Annotated in this window: 16 protein-coding genes; 11 read left to right on the top strand and 5 right to left on the bottom strand. The window is 65.8% G+C overall.

Translation table 11 applies throughout. The annotated features are described in order from the left end of the window. Positions 1-12: 12 nt before the first annotated feature. Positions 13-264: a MarR family transcriptional regulator gene (locus ACERIM_RS09980; RefSeq protein WP_373632387.1), complete on the bottom strand. Its 252-nt coding sequence runs from the start codon at positions 262-264 to the stop codon at positions 13-15. A 196-nt stretch (positions 265-460) separates the two neighbouring features. Between ACERIM_RS09980 and ACERIM_RS09975 the strand changes: the two genes are divergently transcribed. From ACERIM_RS09975 to ACERIM_RS09960, 4 genes are all read left to right on the top strand, one after another. Then, positions 461-1,699 carry a CBS domain-containing protein gene (locus ACERIM_RS09975; RefSeq protein WP_373632386.1) on the top strand — a complete coding sequence of 413 codons (1,239 nt, stop codon included), beginning with the start codon at positions 461-463 and terminating at the stop codon, positions 1,697-1,699. 94 nt (positions 1,700-1,793) lie between these two features. Then, a complete protein-coding gene (locus ACERIM_RS09970) occupies positions 1,794-2,801 on the top strand; it encodes an ATP-binding cassette domain-containing protein (protein ID WP_373632384.1) in 1,008 nt (335 codons plus the stop codon). Next, on the top strand, positions 2,801-3,604 hold the full coding sequence (locus ACERIM_RS09965) for an ABC transporter permease (protein WP_373632382.1): 804 nt from the start codon (positions 2,801-2,803) through the stop codon (positions 3,602-3,604). Before ACERIM_RS09970 ends, ACERIM_RS09965 begins: the two co-directional genes overlap by 1 nt. Positions 3,605-3,635: 31 nt before the next feature. Further along, positions 3,636-4,148: a DUF4870 domain-containing protein gene (locus ACERIM_RS09960; RefSeq protein WP_373632605.1), complete on the top strand. Its 513-nt coding sequence runs from the start codon at positions 3,636-3,638 to the stop codon at positions 4,146-4,148. Between the two features lie 34 nt (positions 4,149-4,182). On the opposite strand, the gene ACERIM_RS09955 is transcribed toward ACERIM_RS09960, so the two are convergent. Then, a complete protein-coding gene (locus ACERIM_RS09955; protein ID WP_006649766.1) occupies positions 4,183-5,199 on the bottom strand; it encodes an NADP-dependent oxidoreductase in 1,017 nt (338 codons plus the stop codon). Between the two features lie 130 nt (positions 5,200-5,329). Between ACERIM_RS09955 and ACERIM_RS09950 the strand changes: the two genes are divergently transcribed. Further along, a complete protein-coding gene (locus tag ACERIM_RS09950; RefSeq protein WP_373632381.1) occupies positions 5,330-6,049 on the top strand; it encodes a carbonic anhydrase in 720 nt (239 codons plus the stop codon). A gap of 18 nt (positions 6,050-6,067) precedes the next feature. Here ACERIM_RS09950 and ACERIM_RS09945 read toward each other — a convergent pair whose 3' ends face one another. The 3 genes from ACERIM_RS09945 to ACERIM_RS09935 all read right to left on the bottom strand — a co-directional run bounded on the left by ACERIM_RS09945 (position 6,068) and on the right by ACERIM_RS09935 (position 10,776). Next, on the bottom strand, positions 6,068-8,524 hold the full coding sequence (locus ACERIM_RS09945) for a DUF2309 domain-containing protein (protein WP_373632379.1): 2,457 nt from the start codon (positions 8,522-8,524) through the stop codon (positions 6,068-6,070). After that, complete coding sequence (locus ACERIM_RS09940; RefSeq protein ID WP_373632378.1) at positions 8,514-10,010, bottom strand: proton-conducting transporter membrane subunit; 1,497 nt, start codon at positions 10,008-10,010, stop codon at positions 8,514-8,516. The genes ACERIM_RS09945 and ACERIM_RS09940 overlap by 11 nt, the downstream gene beginning before the upstream one ends. A gap of 304 nt (positions 10,011-10,314) precedes the next feature. Further along, complete coding sequence (locus tag ACERIM_RS09935; protein WP_006182886.1) at positions 10,315-10,776, bottom strand: Lrp/AsnC family transcriptional regulator; 462 nt, start codon at positions 10,774-10,776, stop codon at positions 10,315-10,317. An 83-nt stretch (positions 10,777-10,859) separates the two neighbouring features. Here ACERIM_RS09935 and ACERIM_RS09930 point away from each other — a divergent pair, with 83 nt between their 5' ends. The 6 genes from ACERIM_RS09930 to ACERIM_RS09905 all read left to right on the top strand — a co-directional run bounded on the left by ACERIM_RS09930 (position 10,860) and on the right by ACERIM_RS09905 (position 15,091). Next, on the top strand, positions 10,860-11,078 hold the full coding sequence (locus tag ACERIM_RS09930) for a hypothetical protein (protein ID WP_373632376.1): 219 nt from the start codon (positions 10,860-10,862) through the stop codon (positions 11,076-11,078). A gap of 87 nt (positions 11,079-11,165) precedes the next feature. Further along, a complete protein-coding gene (locus tag ACERIM_RS09925; RefSeq protein WP_005554588.1) occupies positions 11,166-11,360 on the top strand; it encodes a cold-shock protein in 195 nt (64 codons plus the stop codon). 110 nt (positions 11,361-11,470) lie between these two features. Next, positions 11,471-11,836: a cupin domain-containing protein gene (locus ACERIM_RS09920; protein WP_006649760.1), complete on the top strand. Its 366-nt coding sequence runs from the start codon at positions 11,471-11,473 to the stop codon at positions 11,834-11,836. Positions 11,837-11,960: 124 nt separating this feature from the next. Beyond that, the gene (locus ACERIM_RS09915; protein WP_373632374.1) at positions 11,961-13,070 is read left to right on the top strand and encodes a FecCD family ABC transporter permease; all 1,110 of its coding nucleotides are present in this window, start codon (positions 11,961-11,963) and stop codon (positions 13,068-13,070) included. Beyond that, the gene (locus ACERIM_RS09910) at positions 13,070-13,927 is read left to right on the top strand and encodes an ABC transporter ATP-binding protein (protein WP_373632373.1); all 858 of its coding nucleotides are present in this window, start codon (positions 13,070-13,072) and stop codon (positions 13,925-13,927) included. The genes ACERIM_RS09915 and ACERIM_RS09910 overlap by 1 nt, the downstream gene beginning before the upstream one ends. Before the next feature lie 54 nt (positions 13,928-13,981). Then, a complete protein-coding gene (locus ACERIM_RS09905; RefSeq protein ID WP_373632372.1) occupies positions 13,982-15,091 on the top strand; it encodes an ABC transporter substrate-binding protein in 1,110 nt (369 codons plus the stop codon).

Here is a 15,091-nt window from a genome sequence, read left to right as displayed (position 1 = left end):
GCGGGGAGGATGTCAAGCCGTGATCGGGTCGGTCGCGGCGGCCGCGGTCACGTAGCCGGCCTCGGTTTCCTCGAGCAGCCCCCGACTCGAGAGCGAGCCGACGACGCTCAGAATCGCCAGTTTCCGGAGGCCAAGCGCCTGCTGTAGGTCGGTCGCGGTCGCTTCGCCGGCCGCCTCGAGGTAGAGGTAGACCAGTTTCGACTGGGCGGACTCGAGTTCGGCCGGTAGCTCGTCGACGCGCGGTGAGGGAGTTGTCGTTTCCATCAGTGTACGAACACGAAACCACGAACTCGCATATAACGCTATGGGAGGCATAGTATCGAGACGCTAGGTAGTATTATTGCAATTATATGTCCCTATAGCCTGCTCGAGCGGTCGAACCGCTCGAGCGCCGCGCGGCTTCGACCGCAAACGTCGAGTCGTCGGCGCGCTTAAGGGTCCGCCGCCGAAAGAAACGACTATGAGAAGTTTCCGGATCGGCTCGCTGTTCGGGATCCCGATCAAGCTCGATCTCACGTTCTTGCTCGTGTTGCCGCTGTTTGCGTACCTAATCGGCACACGGATCGAACCCGTCGCCGAGATCCTCAACGAGGTGCTGGGAGCCGGGATCGACATCGGGGCCATCACCGGCGGGCCGATTCCGTGGCTCCTCGGGCTGACAGCCGCTGTCGGCCTGTTCGTCGGCGTCGTCCTTCACGAGCTGGGCCACTCGCTGACCGCCCAGCGGTACGGGTTCCCCATCGATTCGATCACGCTCTGGCTGTTCGGCGGTATCGCCTCGTTCTCGGAGATGCCCGAAGACTGGCGACAGGAACTGAACATCGCCATCGCGGGGCCGATCGTCAGCGTCCTCGTCGGCATCGGCTCCTACGGTCTCTTCGTCCTCACGCCCGAAGTCCTCGGCGGAGCATCGCCGGGACTGCTTAGCGGGACGCGGTTCGTCCTCGGCTATCTCGCGATTCTGAACGTCGCGCTCGCCGTCTTCAACATGCTCCCCGCGTTCCCGATGGACGGCGGCCGCGTGCTGCGCGCGCTGCTGGCCCGGGGCCGCCCCTACGCGCAGGCGACCCAACAGGCCGCGAGCGTCGGGAAGCTGTTCGCGGTCTTCATGGGTCTGTTTGGACTGTTCGCGCTGAACATCATCCTCATCGGCGTCGCCTTCTTCGTCTTCATCGCCGCCTCGAGCGAGGCCCAGCAGGTGACGATGAAGGCGGCCTTTCAGGACGTCACCGTCGGCGACATCATGACGCCGGTCGAGGACCTCCACACGGTCGAACCCGACACAACGGTCGCGGTGCTGATCGAACGGATGTTCCGGGAGCGACACACCGGCTACCCGGTCGTCGAACGCAGTGCGACCGGCGAGGGCCTTGTCGGGCTCGTGACCCTGTCCGACGCCCGCGAGATTGATCAGGTCGAACGGGAGGCCTACACCGTCGCGGACGTGATGACGACCGACCTGCAGACGATCACGCCGGACTCGAACGCGATGACCGCCATCGAACGGATGCAGGAACACGGGATCGGCCGACTCCTCGTCGTCGAGACCCCCGACGCGGGCGGGTCGTTCGGCGAACCCCGACCCGAAGACGGCGACCTCGTCGGGCTGATCTCGCGCAGCGACGTGATGACCGCCCTCGACATCGTCCAGCAAAGCGGTTCGATCGCGCCCTCGAGCCGACCCCGAACCGCGGACTGATCGCCCCCAGTGTGAGCAACGATATCGGCCGTATCGGCCGGTTCGAGTGCCGATACCAACATTCTTAACCGCGGCGGGGGCCGATGCCATGGCGATGCCACCGGCCATCGAAACCGTCGATCTCGTGAAGGAATATGGCGATCTCCGCGCCCTCCAAGAGCTGTCGCTGACCGTCGAGGAAGGCGAGTTCTTCGGCCTGCTCGGCCCCAACGGGGCGGGAAAGACGACGTTTATCAATACGCTGGTCGGCCTGGTCCGCAAGACCGGCGGCGACGCTCGGGTCTTCGGTCACGACGTCGAGGACGATTACCGGCAAGCTCGCGACGCCATCGGCCTCGCCCCCCAGGAGTTCAACGTCGATCGCTTCTTCCCCATCAAGGAGGTGCTGATGCACAAGGCCGGCTACCACGGAATCCCCGAGGACGAGGCCGCCGAACGGGCCGACGAGGTCCTCAAACGCGTCGGGATCTACGACAAGCGAAACGAACGCTTCGACTGGCTCTCCGGCGGGATGAAACGTCGGCTGCTGCTCGCTCGAGCGCTCGTCACCGATCCCGATCTCCTCATTCTGGACGAGCCGACCGCCGGCGTCGACGTTCAACTCCGCCACGACCTCTGGGAACTCGTCACCGAACTCAACGAGGAGGGGACGACGATTCTCCTCACTACGCACTACATCGAGGAGGCCGAACGGCTCTGTGATCGGGTCGCGATCATGAACGAGGGCCGGAAGGTGACCGTCGCGACCCCGGACGAACTGAAACAGCGGGGCACCGACACCATCGCCGTGCGACTCGAGTCCGAGCCGTCGACCGCGCCGGATCTCGGGGCCTACGCACACGAAACGACGGTGTCGGGTGACCGGCTCGAGGTCCGGGTCGACGACGGCGGCGCGACCGCGCCGCGGCTGCTCAACGACCTCGAGGCCCGCGGGTTCGAGATCGCCGACCTCGAGATCACGCGGACCTCGCTCGAGGAGATCTTCGTCGATCTGACCCGCAGCGAGGACCGGACCGTCACGCGATCGTCGGCCGAGAGCGCGGACGGCGAGGAGACGGCGACCGACCGCGAGCGGGAACGCGAACAAGAGGGGGTCGCCTGATGCTGTCAGTCGGCTTCCGGGCGCTCTTTCGGCGCGAGGTATTGCGGTTCGTCCGCCGGCCGAAGAACACGTTCATGCCGCCGGCGATCACGAACGTCCTCTACTTCGCCGTCTTCGGCGTGATCCTGGGCGGCCGGATCGACGAGATCGCGGGCTACCCCTACATCCTCTTTATCGTCCCCGGACTGATCGTCCTCGGGGCGATCTCGAACGCCTTCGAGAACGCCTCGTTCTCGATCTTCCACGGGCGGTGGAACGAGTACATTCACGAGACGCTGACCTCGCCGCTGTCCTACGCGGAGATGGTCGTTGCCTACGTCGGTGCCAGCGCGGTGCGTGGCCTGGTCGTCGGGATCATCATCGCCGCCGTGGGCCGGCTGTTCGTCCCGATCGGGTTCGAACACGGCCTGTTCCTGATCGCGACGATGGTCGTCATCACGTCGCTGTTCGCCGGGCTCGGGATTATCGGCGGGCTCGTCGCGCGGGACTTCGACGACCTGACGGTCATGAACCAGTTCATCCTCCGACCGCTCGTGTTCTTCGGCGCGGTCTTCTACTCGCTCGAGACGTTCGAGCAGGCCTGGCAGATAACCCTCTCGCTGCTGAACCCGATGGTCTACATGGTCGACAGCGTCCGCTATGGGCTGCTTGGCCACTCGGACCTGATCGGCGTCGGCGTGTTGCCCGCGCCCTACGCCGACTTCGCGCCGCTGTTCGCGCTGGGGATCCTGACGACCGCCACTGCGGCGGTGCTGGCGATCGACGTCTACCTGTTCAAGATCGGGTACGGGCTGACCGACTGATAGCGATCGACGGACCGGTCGGGATACAATTATTTGTCCGTCGACTCGATGTGGGACCATGGTTCCCGACAGCTGCCCGAACTGTGGTGCCTCGCTCTCGCCGACCGCGAACTACTGCAGCGAGTGCGGTGACGCGGTTGACGACGATTCGTGGGGCGTCTCGAGCGAGGAGAGTAGCTGGGACTCGGACGGTTCGCGGAGCGACTCGCGGACGGAATACCGCTCGAGCCGCCGGACCGACGGGGACACGACGATGGCGGCGCTCACCCACGTCCTCGCGATATTCACGTGGGCCATCGGGCCGCTGATCGTCCTCATCGCGACCGACGACCCGTTCGTCGAGGAGAACGCGCGGAACGCGCTGAACTGGCAGATCGCGTTCACGTTCTACATGCTCGTCTCGGCCGTCTTCGTCCTCGCGATCATCGGCATCGTCCCGGTACTGCTCTTGCCAGTCGTCGATCTGGCGTTCTGTGCCATCGCCGCGGTCAAGGCTGCCGACGGCGAGGCGTGGTCGTATCCGGCGACTCCTGACATCATCTGAAGAACCGGAACGACCGCCGCCGGCGAGGCGCGGCTTACCCCTCGTACTCGGCGACCTGCACCAACTGCTTCCCGATGTTGTCGCCCTCGAACAGTCCGAGGAAGGCGTCGGGTGCGTTCTCGAAGCCTTCGACGACGTTCTCGCGGTACTGGACGTCGCCGTTCTGAACGAACGTCGAGAGTCGCTCGAGGGCCTCGCCCCACCGGGGCTGGTAGTCGCTGACGAGGAGCCCTTCGACCGTCGCGCGGGATTCGATGAGCTTGGCGAGTTTCCGCGGGCCGGTCGGCACCTCGGTCTCGTTGTAGAGCGCGATCTGGCCACAGACCGCGACGCGAGCGTCGACGTTCAGCCGAGGCCAGACGGCGTCGGTGATCGGGCCGCCGACGTTGTCGAAGTAGACGTCGACGCCGTCGGGACAGGTCTCGTCGATCGCGGCCGAGAGGTCGTCGGTCTCCTTGTAGTTGATCGCGGCGTCGAAACCGAGGTCGTCGGTGAGCCAGTCGATCTTCGCCTCGCTCCCGGCGGTACCGACCACTCGAGCGCCCGCGAGGCGGGCGAGCTGACCGACGACGGAGCCGACCGCGCCCGCCGCGGCGGAGACGACCACCGTGTCGCCGGGTTTCGGGTCACCGACGTCGTTCAGCCCCCAGTAGGCCGTGACGCCGGGCATTCCGAGAACGCCCAGCGCGGTCGAGATCGGTCCGTGGTCGGGATTGACTCGCTGGAGTTCGTTCGCGTCCGCGACGGCGTGTTCCGCCCACAGGAGCTCGCCGGTGACGATGTCGCCCTCGTCGAACCGGCCGCTGTTTGACTCTACGACCTCGCCGACGACACTTGCTTTCATCGGGTCGCCGACGTCCCAGGGTTCGGCGTACGATTCCGCGTCGCGCATGCGACCGCGCATGTACGGGTCGACCGACTGATAGAGCGTCTCGACCAGTACCTCACCGTTGTCCGGTTCGGGCCGGTCGACGGTGACGAGTTCGAAGTTGTCGTGAGTCGGTTCACCGACGGGGCGACTGGCAAGTTGCCACTGTCTGGTTTCTGCCATACCCACTCATGGAGACGGTCATAGGTGAAGATTGGGCTCGCGGAACCTCGCGGCGTCGGCGCGGACGTCGTCTTCCCACGACGGGATACTGGCCTCGAACCTTTTTCATCACCGTTCGTGTAGGTCGAGTATGGGAACCGATCGCGATACCCTCGAGCGGCTACTCGCCGGGAACCGCCGCCACGTCGAGTCGCTGCCCGAGGAGCATTTCGCGGACGTCCAGACCGGCCAGCACCCGTCCGTCGTCGCGGTCTGTTGTTCCGACTCGCGGGTCTCTCACGAGGGGATGTGGGGCGTCGATCGGCCGGGAACGGTGTTTACGCCCAGCAACATCGGGAATCAGGTCTGGGACGACGACAACGGGGAGCGGATCGTCGACGGCGGCGTCCTCTATCCGATCCACCACACCGGGACCGACGCCGTCGCCGTCGTGGGCCACACCGGCTGTGGAGCGGTCACCGCCGCCTATCGGGTCGCGACCGGTGGGGATCCGCCCGGGCCGCGCGGCGTCGATAAGTGGGTCGATATGCTCGTCCCCGTGATCGAAGAGGCCCTCGAGAGCGGGCTGATCGACCGCGCGGCCGACGACGAGGCCGTCATCAACCGGCTCGTCGAGTACAACGTCGACTATCAGGCCCGCTCGCTGTGTGCCGCCGACGAGATCCCGGACCGGGTCGACGTCTACGGCTTCGTCTACGACTTTCAGGGCATCTACGGCGACGAACCGGGGCGTGCATATCTCGTCAGCGTCGACGGCGAGACCGATCCCGACGTCCTCGCCGAACGGGTGCCGTCGGGCGACGAGTCAGCGGTGAAAAGTCTGCTGTACGGCGACGGATCGGTGGAGTGACGGCGACCGCGAGCAGCGTCAGTCGTCGGCCGTCGACTCCGCGACCGGCGTCGTCTCCGTCGGCGTCGCCGCTTCCGGAGTCACCTCCTCGCGGTGGCTCGCCCACTCGAGATCGCCCGCGTAGTGGAACGACTCGTTGTCGCGTTCGGGATCGACGACGGTCAGATCGCCGATCCACCCGTTGTCGAGCAGTTCCCTGACGTCCTCGTGGTCGCGGAGGATCTCGGTCACGCGCTCGCGGGGCGCGTGGATCACCGCGGTCAGGCGCAGCGGCTGGTGGAACGGGCGCTCGTCGTCGAGTTTGAGCGATTGCAGCGGCAGGCCGGTCAACAAGTCACCGCCGTTGCCCTGGACGACGCCGACGTTGCCCACCGGGTTCTGGGTGACCTTCGAGCCGCTCCCGTAGACGCCGTTGTCGACCGTCGCGAAGTAGTACTGGTTGTTGATCCACTGGGTGACCACGAGCGGCCCCGTGACGATCGCCTCGAGGGCGTCGCCGTCCGGATCGACCGACCAGTCGTAGGAGTGGAGGAACGCGCGGCCGTCGAGGTCGCGGTCGGCGGTCAGTTCGCGCGGCCCGATAACGAACGAGGCGTTGCCGGCCAGCCCCCACTCGGGACGGGTCTCGGCCCAGTCGGCCGCCTTGCGCTCGACCTCGTCGACGGCCGCCTCGTCGTCGGCCGACGCGGTACGCTCGGCGGCGGCCTCGGCGCGGGCGCGGGCGAGGTCCTCGCGCAGGGACGCGAGGTCCTCACGGTGGCTCTCGGGCACGTCGTCGTCGAACAGCGTGATCTCGTCGGTCGTCGTGTTGTGTTCGCCCGCGAGGAAGACGGTGTCCTCGGGGATATCGATCCCGTGTTCGCGCAGCGCCGCCTTGACGTCCGGGTCGTTACAGATCGCCGCGAGGACGCGGGCGTTGGGGCCGCCGGGGTTGCCGGCACAGGCCCCGCAGTCGAGACTCGAGCCGAAGGGGTTGTTCGTCGTCTCGCTCGCGTGGCCCGTGAAGACGACCAGCCGGGCGAACTCGGTCCAGCCCATGAGTTCGAAGGCGTTCCGGGCGTACTCGACTTTCGCCTCGTGGCTCATCCCCTGCGGGAGGGCGTGGTCGGCGTGGTCGTGATCGTCGTACGCGTCGTAGTCGACGGCAGGTGCGGCGGCCTCGTGGCGGCTCGGAACGCGCTCCGCGATAGCCGACTCGAGCGTGGCGATCGTCGACGGCGACAGCGTGCGGGCGGCCATCGCCGAGCCGTAGGCGCTGCCGGCCCCCTCGACGAAGGTAAAGGCCGCGACGAGGTTGGACTTGAGCGTCTTGAAATGCTTGCGCGCGGCCGTGGCGAGTCCGGTCCAGCGATCGCGGGCGGCCGCCGACTCGGCGTCGGCGGGCCGGTCGACGATCCGGTGTTCGGGCTCGACGATCGGCGGGCAGGCGTCGGTATCGGCCGCGGCCTCGTAGCCGCGGTGGCGCATCGGCACGCCGAAAAAGCCCGCGTAGCCGTGGGTCTCGTAGGGGCCCTGTGTCTCGACGTGGCGGCGGATCACTTCCGAGCGCGTGTCGATACAGAACACGAGCTGGGCGGCTGGACGACCGCCGTCCCCGGCGGCTTCGGGACCGGTCACGGCGTCGTCGATCCCGTCGAGGAGCCGCTCGCGGTAGCTCTTCTCCCAGGCGGTCAGCCAGATCTCGGGCAGCGGGACCTCGTCGGCATCGGCGTCGATCCCGTCGCCGGCGTCGAGATCGATCGGCGCGTCGAGCAGATCCGTGATCGTCAGCCGCACGGCGAGGTACTGGGCCAGCGTGATCGGGTACTGCTCCTGCCACGGATCGACGGCGTCGTCGGTCCGCTGCGTGATGAACCCGCTCCAGCCCGGCAGCGCCGCGAGATGGGCCTCGAGGATCTCGACCCAGCGCCCCTCGGGGTAGTCGCCGAGGACCGACTCGAGCGCCTCGATTGCCGTCTCGGGCAGGTCGTCGGCGTCGGCGGGGCCGGGCACGTCGCCGTCGTGGGGGGCCACCGCGCGCCACGCCTGATAGAACCCCGCCTCGCGGTTGGGCATCGGCCACTTGGCCTGCCCCTCGTCGAGGAAGGCCGCGAGCCACTTCGAGAGGACCCGATCGACGGTCTCGGTCGCGTCGTCGGGGTCTGCGGCCGTACGTTCCGCTTCGGCGTCGGCCATCTCCTCGAGCAGCGTCTCGGGATCGCGGTCGATCCCGTGGGCCGCCAGTTCCGCCCGGAGCGTGTCGGCGTCGATACGGCCCGACTCCCAGGCGCGGCGGAAGACCGACGGGTGGGGGTAGCCCCGGCCGCCGAACAGCTCTTCGGCTTCCGCGACGGCGCGGTGGAACGGCTCGTCCTCGAACCCCGAGAGGGGGTTGGCCGTGACGAACGAGTGCAGCGGCCAGACCGAGCCGATGCGCTCGGCCGCGCTGTCGATGCTCGCTTCGATGCGACGGGCGTCGTCGGTGTTACGCGTCATTGTATTCCTCCGTGTTGGTGAGGACGGTCGACGGATCGGGTTGGGAAACGTTCAGCAAGGCGACGTAGAGACGCTCGCTCGAGCGATACCAGCCGAGTTCCGCGACGAGATACGCCCCGACGAAGAGGGCGACGACGAGGTAGTGGACGACGGTCAGCTCGGTCGAAACGTGGGTCATCGGGACGCCGGACAGCATCGACGAGACGGCGTTGAACATCACGGCGTAGCCGCCGATGGCGGTCAGGACGACCAGCGGGACGCTGACGAACCGGACCATCGTCGGCAGGGTCGAGCGGCGAAGGATATCGCGGGCCGCGGTCAGCGTCGTCAGGACCACGACCAGCGTCAGGATGGTGCCGCTGTTCAGCGTCAGGCTCGTCGCCTTTCCGGTGAGGATGCCAAAGAGCGCGCCGCCGCCGACGGCCGTCACGAGGCTGACGGCGATCCCGGGGAAGCCGAGTTCGGTGTGGCCCGCGTCTTTGGGAGCTACGCGCTCGACGCCAGCCCCCGACGAGAGGAAGAGATACGCCTTGTAGAAACCGTGCAGGATGAGGTGAGCGATGGCCGCGGCGAAAAAGCCGAGCCCACACTGGAGTAACATAAAGCCCATCTGGGCGATCGTCGAGCTGCCGAGCTTGCGCTTGACGTCCGTCTGGACGAGGATCATCGCCTGCCCGAGCAGGGCGCTGACCGCGCCAACGAGGACGATCGCCGACATGATCACGAGTTCGTTGCCGACCAACGGCGCGAACCTGGTCAACAGGACCCCGCCCGCGTTGACGAACCCGGCGTGCATCAGGGCTGACGCCGGCGTCGGCGCGGTCATCGACGACAGCAGCCACCCGTGAAACGGCACGAGCGCCGACTGGACCATCGCCGCGAGGACGACCCCCGCGGCGGCGACGAGCGTGACCGTCGGCGAGACGCCCTCAAGGCCGGTGAGGATACCGGTAAGCGTCATCGCGCCGGTCGCCCAGGCGAGCAGCGCCACCGAGCCGGCGAGCAGGGCGCTGCTGGCGAGGAAATAGCGGCGGGCGACTCGGCCGGCAGCCTGGGCCTGTGGCCAGTCGCGAACGTGGCCGATGAGACCGGCCAGCAGCAGGCCCATCGCCAGCCACGCGGCCACGAACAGCGCGACGTGGTTCGCCGCGGTCATCGTCATGACGGCGAGGGTAAAGCCAAACACGCGACCGAAGAACCGCTCGATGTCACGGTCGCCGGCCATGTAGCGCCGCGAGTAGCTGTGGACGATCCCACTGAAGAACGTGACCACGACCCACATGACCGCGGTCAATCCGTCAACCCGCAGGAGCGTCGAAACCTCCCAGCCGGCACCCCCTCGAACCGTCAGCGCGAGAACGCCGAGACTGGCCAGAAAGAGCGTCCAGACCGTCCAGGTCGACGCTCGCGGCACGGCCGAACTCGGCGGCGTCGGTTCGGGGCGCTGTGCGACGTCGTCGTCGATCGTTGCTATGTCCTCGGTCATGTATCGTAGTCGACCAGTACGGGACCGGGTCCCGTCGCGACGTGTCGTTCGCGGCAACACTTGCGTAACCGGTCGTCTCTACCCCATATGTGAACAGAGCGGTTATTATAGCCTTCGGTTCGAACAAATCGTTCGTTAGTCGGCGGAACGGGCCGTTACGATCGTTCGTAACCGGCCGCTCGAGCGCCGAGCCGGCGGCTTTCGGCTGAATCGCATGACGAAGTCGCCTCCGGCTGTCGATACGAAGCCCGCGGGCCCGGTCCCCTCGCACCGGTCGTCCAGGCCGGGGTTCCCGACGACCGCGTTAGGAAGAGAACTCGTCGAACGAGGTCGATCGATGACTGCGGACGAGGACTTCGTCGGTGATCGTCAGTCCCATGTCCGCGATCTGCTGTGCGATCGGCGTGACGGCCCTGTCGTTCTCGACGACCACGGTCACGAGGAGGTTCCGCTCGCCCGTGATCAACTCCTGCACCGAGACGACGCCCGAAATCTCGAGCAGGTCGTCGATGTACTCCCCGCGGTCGGGGATCGGTGCCGTACAGAACAGTAGCATCCGGATCGGATAGCCGGACTTCGTGTAATCGATGTTGGCGCTGTAGCCCTTGATGACCCCCTCGGACTCCAGTCGCTGAATGCGCTTGCGGACCGTACTCGAGGAGGCGTCGGTCCGGTCGGCGATCTCGCTGGAGGAGAGGTTCCGTGCCTCCTCCTGGAGCGCGTAGAGGATTTCCCGGTCGACCGCGTCCAGCTCGTACTCCGCCATACGCGTTCGTTGCCGCGGCGGCTATAAGGTACTTCGGCTCCCAAGACTCCGAATACTTATACTGGGAGCCGAAAGGGGAAGGCATGCGCGAACGACTCGAGTCGGATCTCGGCTTCTACTACGCCGTCGGCGGCTTCATCATCGCCGTGTTCGTCGTCGGGATGGCGGCCTTCGCCCTTATCAACCCCGACGGCGTGGGAACGGTGGAACTGGTCGGCCTCTCGGGGGGCTTTTTCCTGTTCATGCTCGTGTACTTCATCGCTATCTCGGTCCAGCGACTCGAGGACGGCGACAGTATCTGAGGGCCCGAGCGCGTCGTATCCGACAGTTCTCGAGACGACTCCGGAGTCACAGGGTTTAAGACTCCCCGGCCGTTCTCTTTAGAAGCAATGGCGAAAGGAACCGTTGATTTCTTCAACGACACTGGCGGCTACGGATTCATCGAGACTGAGGACGCGGACGACGACGTGTTCTTCCACATGGAAGACATCGGCGGCCCGGACCTGGAAGAAGGACAGGAGCTCGAGTTCGACATCGAGCAGGCCCCCAAGGGCCCGCGCGCGACGAACGTCGAGCGCCTGTAGAGCGGATTCGTAACGGTATCGGCACTTGACTGCAGTATTTTATATCCCCGAGCCGCAGCGCTCGTGGCCGTGACACTGGCCTTTAGTAGCGACGGCGCTTGTGTTCCGGTATGACCGAGCCACTGCTTCGCCGCGGCGCGGACCTCGAGTACGAGACCGTCGAGGCAGCCGACGGCCTCGAGAAGGCCGTCCTGCTCAACGACGATCACGGCGCGCCGACGTTTGCGATCCGACGGTTCGTCCTCGAACCCGGCGCCGAGGTACCGAAACACACCAACGACGTCGAACACGAACAGTACGTCCTCGCGGGCGAGTACACCGTGGGGCTCGAGGACGAGGAGTACGAGGTCGAAGCCGGCGACTCGCTGCTTATCCCCGCGGGGACGGTCCACTGGTACCGCAACGAGAGCGACCGGCCGGGCGCGTTCATCTGTGCGGTGCCAAACGGCGACGACGAGATCGAGTTGCTCGAGTGAGGGTACTCAGCGGGTGAGCGCCCGCCGGAGCCAGGTCCCGCTATCCCATCCTTCCTCGCAAGCCACTAGCACGGCGGCATTGGACCGCAACTACTATACATCTTTTAGGTATACCTAAATCAAGATGGCAGAAGCGGAGTCGGTCGGCGGGCACGCGACGACCGGACAGCGAGACGGCTGGGTAACGGGGACCCTCGTCCTCTTCTGCCTGGCGAGTACGGTCGTCACGGTCGTTGCGGGCCTGATTCAGGTGAGCTTTGGAGAGTACTCGATGACGTTTCTCGAGGCCTGGAAGGCGGTGTTCAACCCTGCAGTGATCTTCGATCTCAACGCCTGGGCCTCGTTCCTGTTCGGCACCGAGCGGCCGGACATGAGTACCGACAGTATCGTCGTCTGGAACCTCCGGCTACCGCGGGTGTTCGTCGCTATTATCACCGGTGCGACGCTCGCGGTCTCGGGTGCGATCTTTCAGGCCGTGACGCGAAACGAGCTGGCGAGTCCGTTCGTTCTGGGCGTCAGCTCCGGCGCTGGATTCGCCGTACTGGCGACACTTGTCGTGTTCAGCGGTCTCACGCCCTTCCTCCCGCTGATCGCCGCACTGGGAGGGACCCTCGCGTTCGGGATCGTCTACGCGATCGCCTGGAAGGGGGGGACGAGCCCCGTTCGGCTCGTGCTCGCGGGCGTGATCGTCAACATGGTCTTCCAGTCGCTCCAGCAGGGACTGTTTTTCTTCGCGGACGATCTGGGCGTCGTCCAGACGGCGATCGCCTGGATCACGGGCTCGCTGACGGGAACCGGGTGGGAAGAAGTCCGAATCGCGATCCTACCAGCGGTGATCTCGATCGGGATCGCGCTCGCCGGCGCGCGCCAGTTGAACGTCCTGATGCTCGGCGAGAGTACCGCGCGATCGCTTGGAATGCGCGTCGAACGGGTCCGCTTTTTCTTCTCGGGCGTCGCGATTCTGGCTGCCAGCGTCGCCATCGCCGTTGCCGGCGTTGTCAGTTTCTTCGGTCTCGTCGTCCCCCACATCGTCAGAAACACGGTCGGCGGTGACTACCGGCGGCTGATGATCGGCTGCGCCTTCGCCGGCCCCGCACTGATGGTTACCGCCGACGTCGGTGCCCGGCTCGCGATGGGCGGGACGCAGATGCCCGTCGGCGTCGTGACGGGTCTGATCGGCGGCCCGTACTTCCTCTACCTGATGCGGAAACAGCAATCGATGGGTGAGCTATAATGGCACGTACACAGCGGGATGCGGACCGAGAACGGACACGAATCACCGACGACGAGGGCGTCGAAATCGAGAGCGCACTGGTCGGCGACGGGCTGGAACTCAGCTATCCGTCGAGCGACGGAACCGTCGTGGAGTGTGCCCGACTCGACATCCCCGAGGCAGCGGTCACCGCACTCGTCGGGCCGAACGGCAGCGGGAAGAGTACGCTCCTCAAGGCGCTCTCGAACCACCTCGAGCCGGACGCCGGAACGATCCGGATCCACGGCGAGGACCTCGACTCGTTCAGTCAGAAGGGGCTGGCACGCGAACTGGGGGTTCTATCGCAGGAGAACGATTCGCTGGGCTCGATCTCCGTCGAAGACCTCGTCTATCACGGCCGCTACCCACACCGCGGGTTCTTCGACGGTCGCGACGAGGCGGATCATCGAGCGGTCGAGCGAGCGATCGAGCTAGCCGGCATCGAAGAGATCCGCGACGCCGAACTCGGCCAACTGAGCGGCGGGCAGAAGCAACTGGCTTGGATCGCCATGGTGCTGGCACAGGACACCGACGTCCTGCTGCTCGACGAGCCGACGACGTTTCTCGACGTCCACCACCAGTTCCGCGTCCTCGAGACGATCCGACAACTGAACGAGGACCGGGGCGTCACGGTCGCGGTCATCCTCCACGACATCGCACAAGCGGCCCGCTTCGCGGACTATCTGGTCGCGATGCACGACGGGGAACTGTACGACTGGGGACCGCCCGAGGAGGTCGTCACCGAACAGCTGTTGGCCGACGTGTTCGGCATCGAGGCCACGGTCGAATACGAACCCGAACTACAGGTCCTCCCCAAGCGAGCGCTCCCGGATCGGTAACCGCCCCGTCACCAATCGGTGGGTTTTTCTATTTTTAGGTCAGCCTAAAAGACGATGAGTAATGAACGCAGCGTAACGAGGCGCAACGTGCTTCGAACGGGTGGGGCGGTCGCCGGCGTCGGTGCGATGGCCGGCTGTCTCGATTCCCTCGGATCGTCCGGGAACGAGATCGAATACACGGTGTCGATGCCGCCGGTCGGCGAAGTCGGATTCCCTGGCGTCCCGGAGACGTGGGTCGCCAACAACGGGAGTTGGGCCGATATGGGGATCGCGCTGGGCCAGGACCCGCCGGAAGGCGTCTGGCTGCCGTCCCGATACCACACGCAGTATTACGACGAGATTCCCGACGTCAGCGTCGACAAATCGGGGATGACGCGGATCTCCGACGACGGCGTCGATCCGGAGACGTTCTACGAGATGGACGGGGACGTCCACGTCATCGACCCCAACTTCCTGACGAACCGGTTCGGCGACGATGTCAGCGAGAGCGACATCGAAGACATCGAAAACGACATCGCGCCGTTCTTCGGGAACAGCATCTTCTCGACCGGTTACCCGTGGCACGAAGACTACGAGTACCTGTCTCTGTACGAGGCGTTCGGGAAACTCGCCGAAGTCTTCCAGGAGACCGAGCGCTACGAGGCCTTCGGCGAGGTCCACGACGAGTTCCAGTCGAACGTCGAGGAGATCGTTCCGTCCGAAGAGGAGCGGCCCGAGGTCGCGATCATGTGGGCCGTCGAGAGCGATATGGGGTCGTTCTCTCCGTATCTGATCGGCGAGGGAACGAGCTTCAAGCAGTGGCGCGACCTCGGGGTCAAGGACGCGTTCGCCAACGCCGACGTGCGCGACTTTCACAGCACGCGCGGGAAGGTCGACTACGAAACGCTCCTCGAGATCGATCCCGAAATCATCCTGTTCCGCGGACACGAGAGCAAGACCGCCGAGGAGTTCCAGGACACGATCGTCTCGCAGATGGAAGACGACGACACCGCACGGGAACTGATGGCCGTCCAGAACGGCGACGTCTACCGCGGCGGCCCGCTCTATCAGGGTCCGATCACGAATCTCGTCGTCACGGAACGTGCGGCCAAACAGGTCTACGGCGTCGAGGAGGAACTGTTCGACCGGCAGCGGGTCGCCGACATCGTCAACGGCGACTTCTAG

Origin of the sequence: Natrinema sp. H-ect1, from assembly GCF_041821105.1 — an archaeon.
In the GTDB taxonomy this organism is placed as follows: domain Archaea; phylum Halobacteriota; class Halobacteria; order Halobacteriales; family Natrialbaceae; genus Natrinema; species Natrinema thermotolerans.
This window is presented reverse-complemented; position numbering and strand designations above follow the sequence as displayed.

Bases quoted from the DNA above. Each gene is read 5' to 3' on its own strand.
- ACERIM_RS09905 (WP_373632372.1), top strand. From the start codon at position 13,982: ATGAGTAATGAACGCAGCGTAACGAGGCGCAACGTGCTTCGAACGGGT.
- ACERIM_RS09940 (WP_373632378.1), bottom strand. From the start codon at position 10,010: ATGACCGAGGACATAGCAACGATCGACGACGACGTCGCACAGCGCCCC.
- ACERIM_RS09925 (WP_005554588.1), top strand. From the start codon at position 11,166: ATGGCGAAAGGAACCGTTGATTTCTTCAACGACACTGGCGGCTACGGA.
- ACERIM_RS09950 (WP_373632381.1), top strand. From the start codon at position 5,330: ATGGGAACCGATCGCGATACCCTCGAGCGGCTACTCGCCGGGAACCGC.
- ACERIM_RS09975 (WP_373632386.1), top strand. From the start codon at position 461: ATGAGAAGTTTCCGGATCGGCTCGCTGTTCGGGATCCCGATCAAGCTC.
- ACERIM_RS09980 (WP_373632387.1), bottom strand. From the start codon at position 264: ATGGAAACGACAACTCCCTCACCGCGCGTCGACGAGCTACCGGCCGAA.
- ACERIM_RS09945 (WP_373632379.1), bottom strand. From the start codon at position 8,524: ATGACGCGTAACACCGACGACGCCCGTCGCATCGAAGCGAGCATCGAC.
- ACERIM_RS09930 (WP_373632376.1), top strand. From the start codon at position 10,860: ATGCGCGAACGACTCGAGTCGGATCTCGGCTTCTACTACGCCGTCGGC.
- ACERIM_RS09970 (WP_373632384.1), top strand. From the start codon at position 1,794: ATGCCACCGGCCATCGAAACCGTCGATCTCGTGAAGGAATATGGCGAT.
- ACERIM_RS09915 (WP_373632374.1), top strand. From the start codon at position 11,961: ATGGCAGAAGCGGAGTCGGTCGGCGGGCACGCGACGACCGGACAGCGA.
- ACERIM_RS09910 (WP_373632373.1), top strand. From the start codon at position 13,070: ATGGCACGTACACAGCGGGATGCGGACCGAGAACGGACACGAATCACC.
- ACERIM_RS09920 (WP_006649760.1), top strand. From the start codon at position 11,471: ATGACCGAGCCACTGCTTCGCCGCGGCGCGGACCTCGAGTACGAGACC.
- ACERIM_RS09955 (WP_006649766.1), bottom strand. From the start codon at position 5,199: ATGGCAGAAACCAGACAGTGGCAACTTGCCAGTCGCCCCGTCGGTGAA.
- ACERIM_RS09965 (WP_373632382.1), top strand. From the start codon at position 2,801: ATGCTGTCAGTCGGCTTCCGGGCGCTCTTTCGGCGCGAGGTATTGCGG.
- ACERIM_RS09935 (WP_006182886.1), bottom strand. From the start codon at position 10,776: ATGGCGGAGTACGAGCTGGACGCGGTCGACCGGGAAATCCTCTACGCG.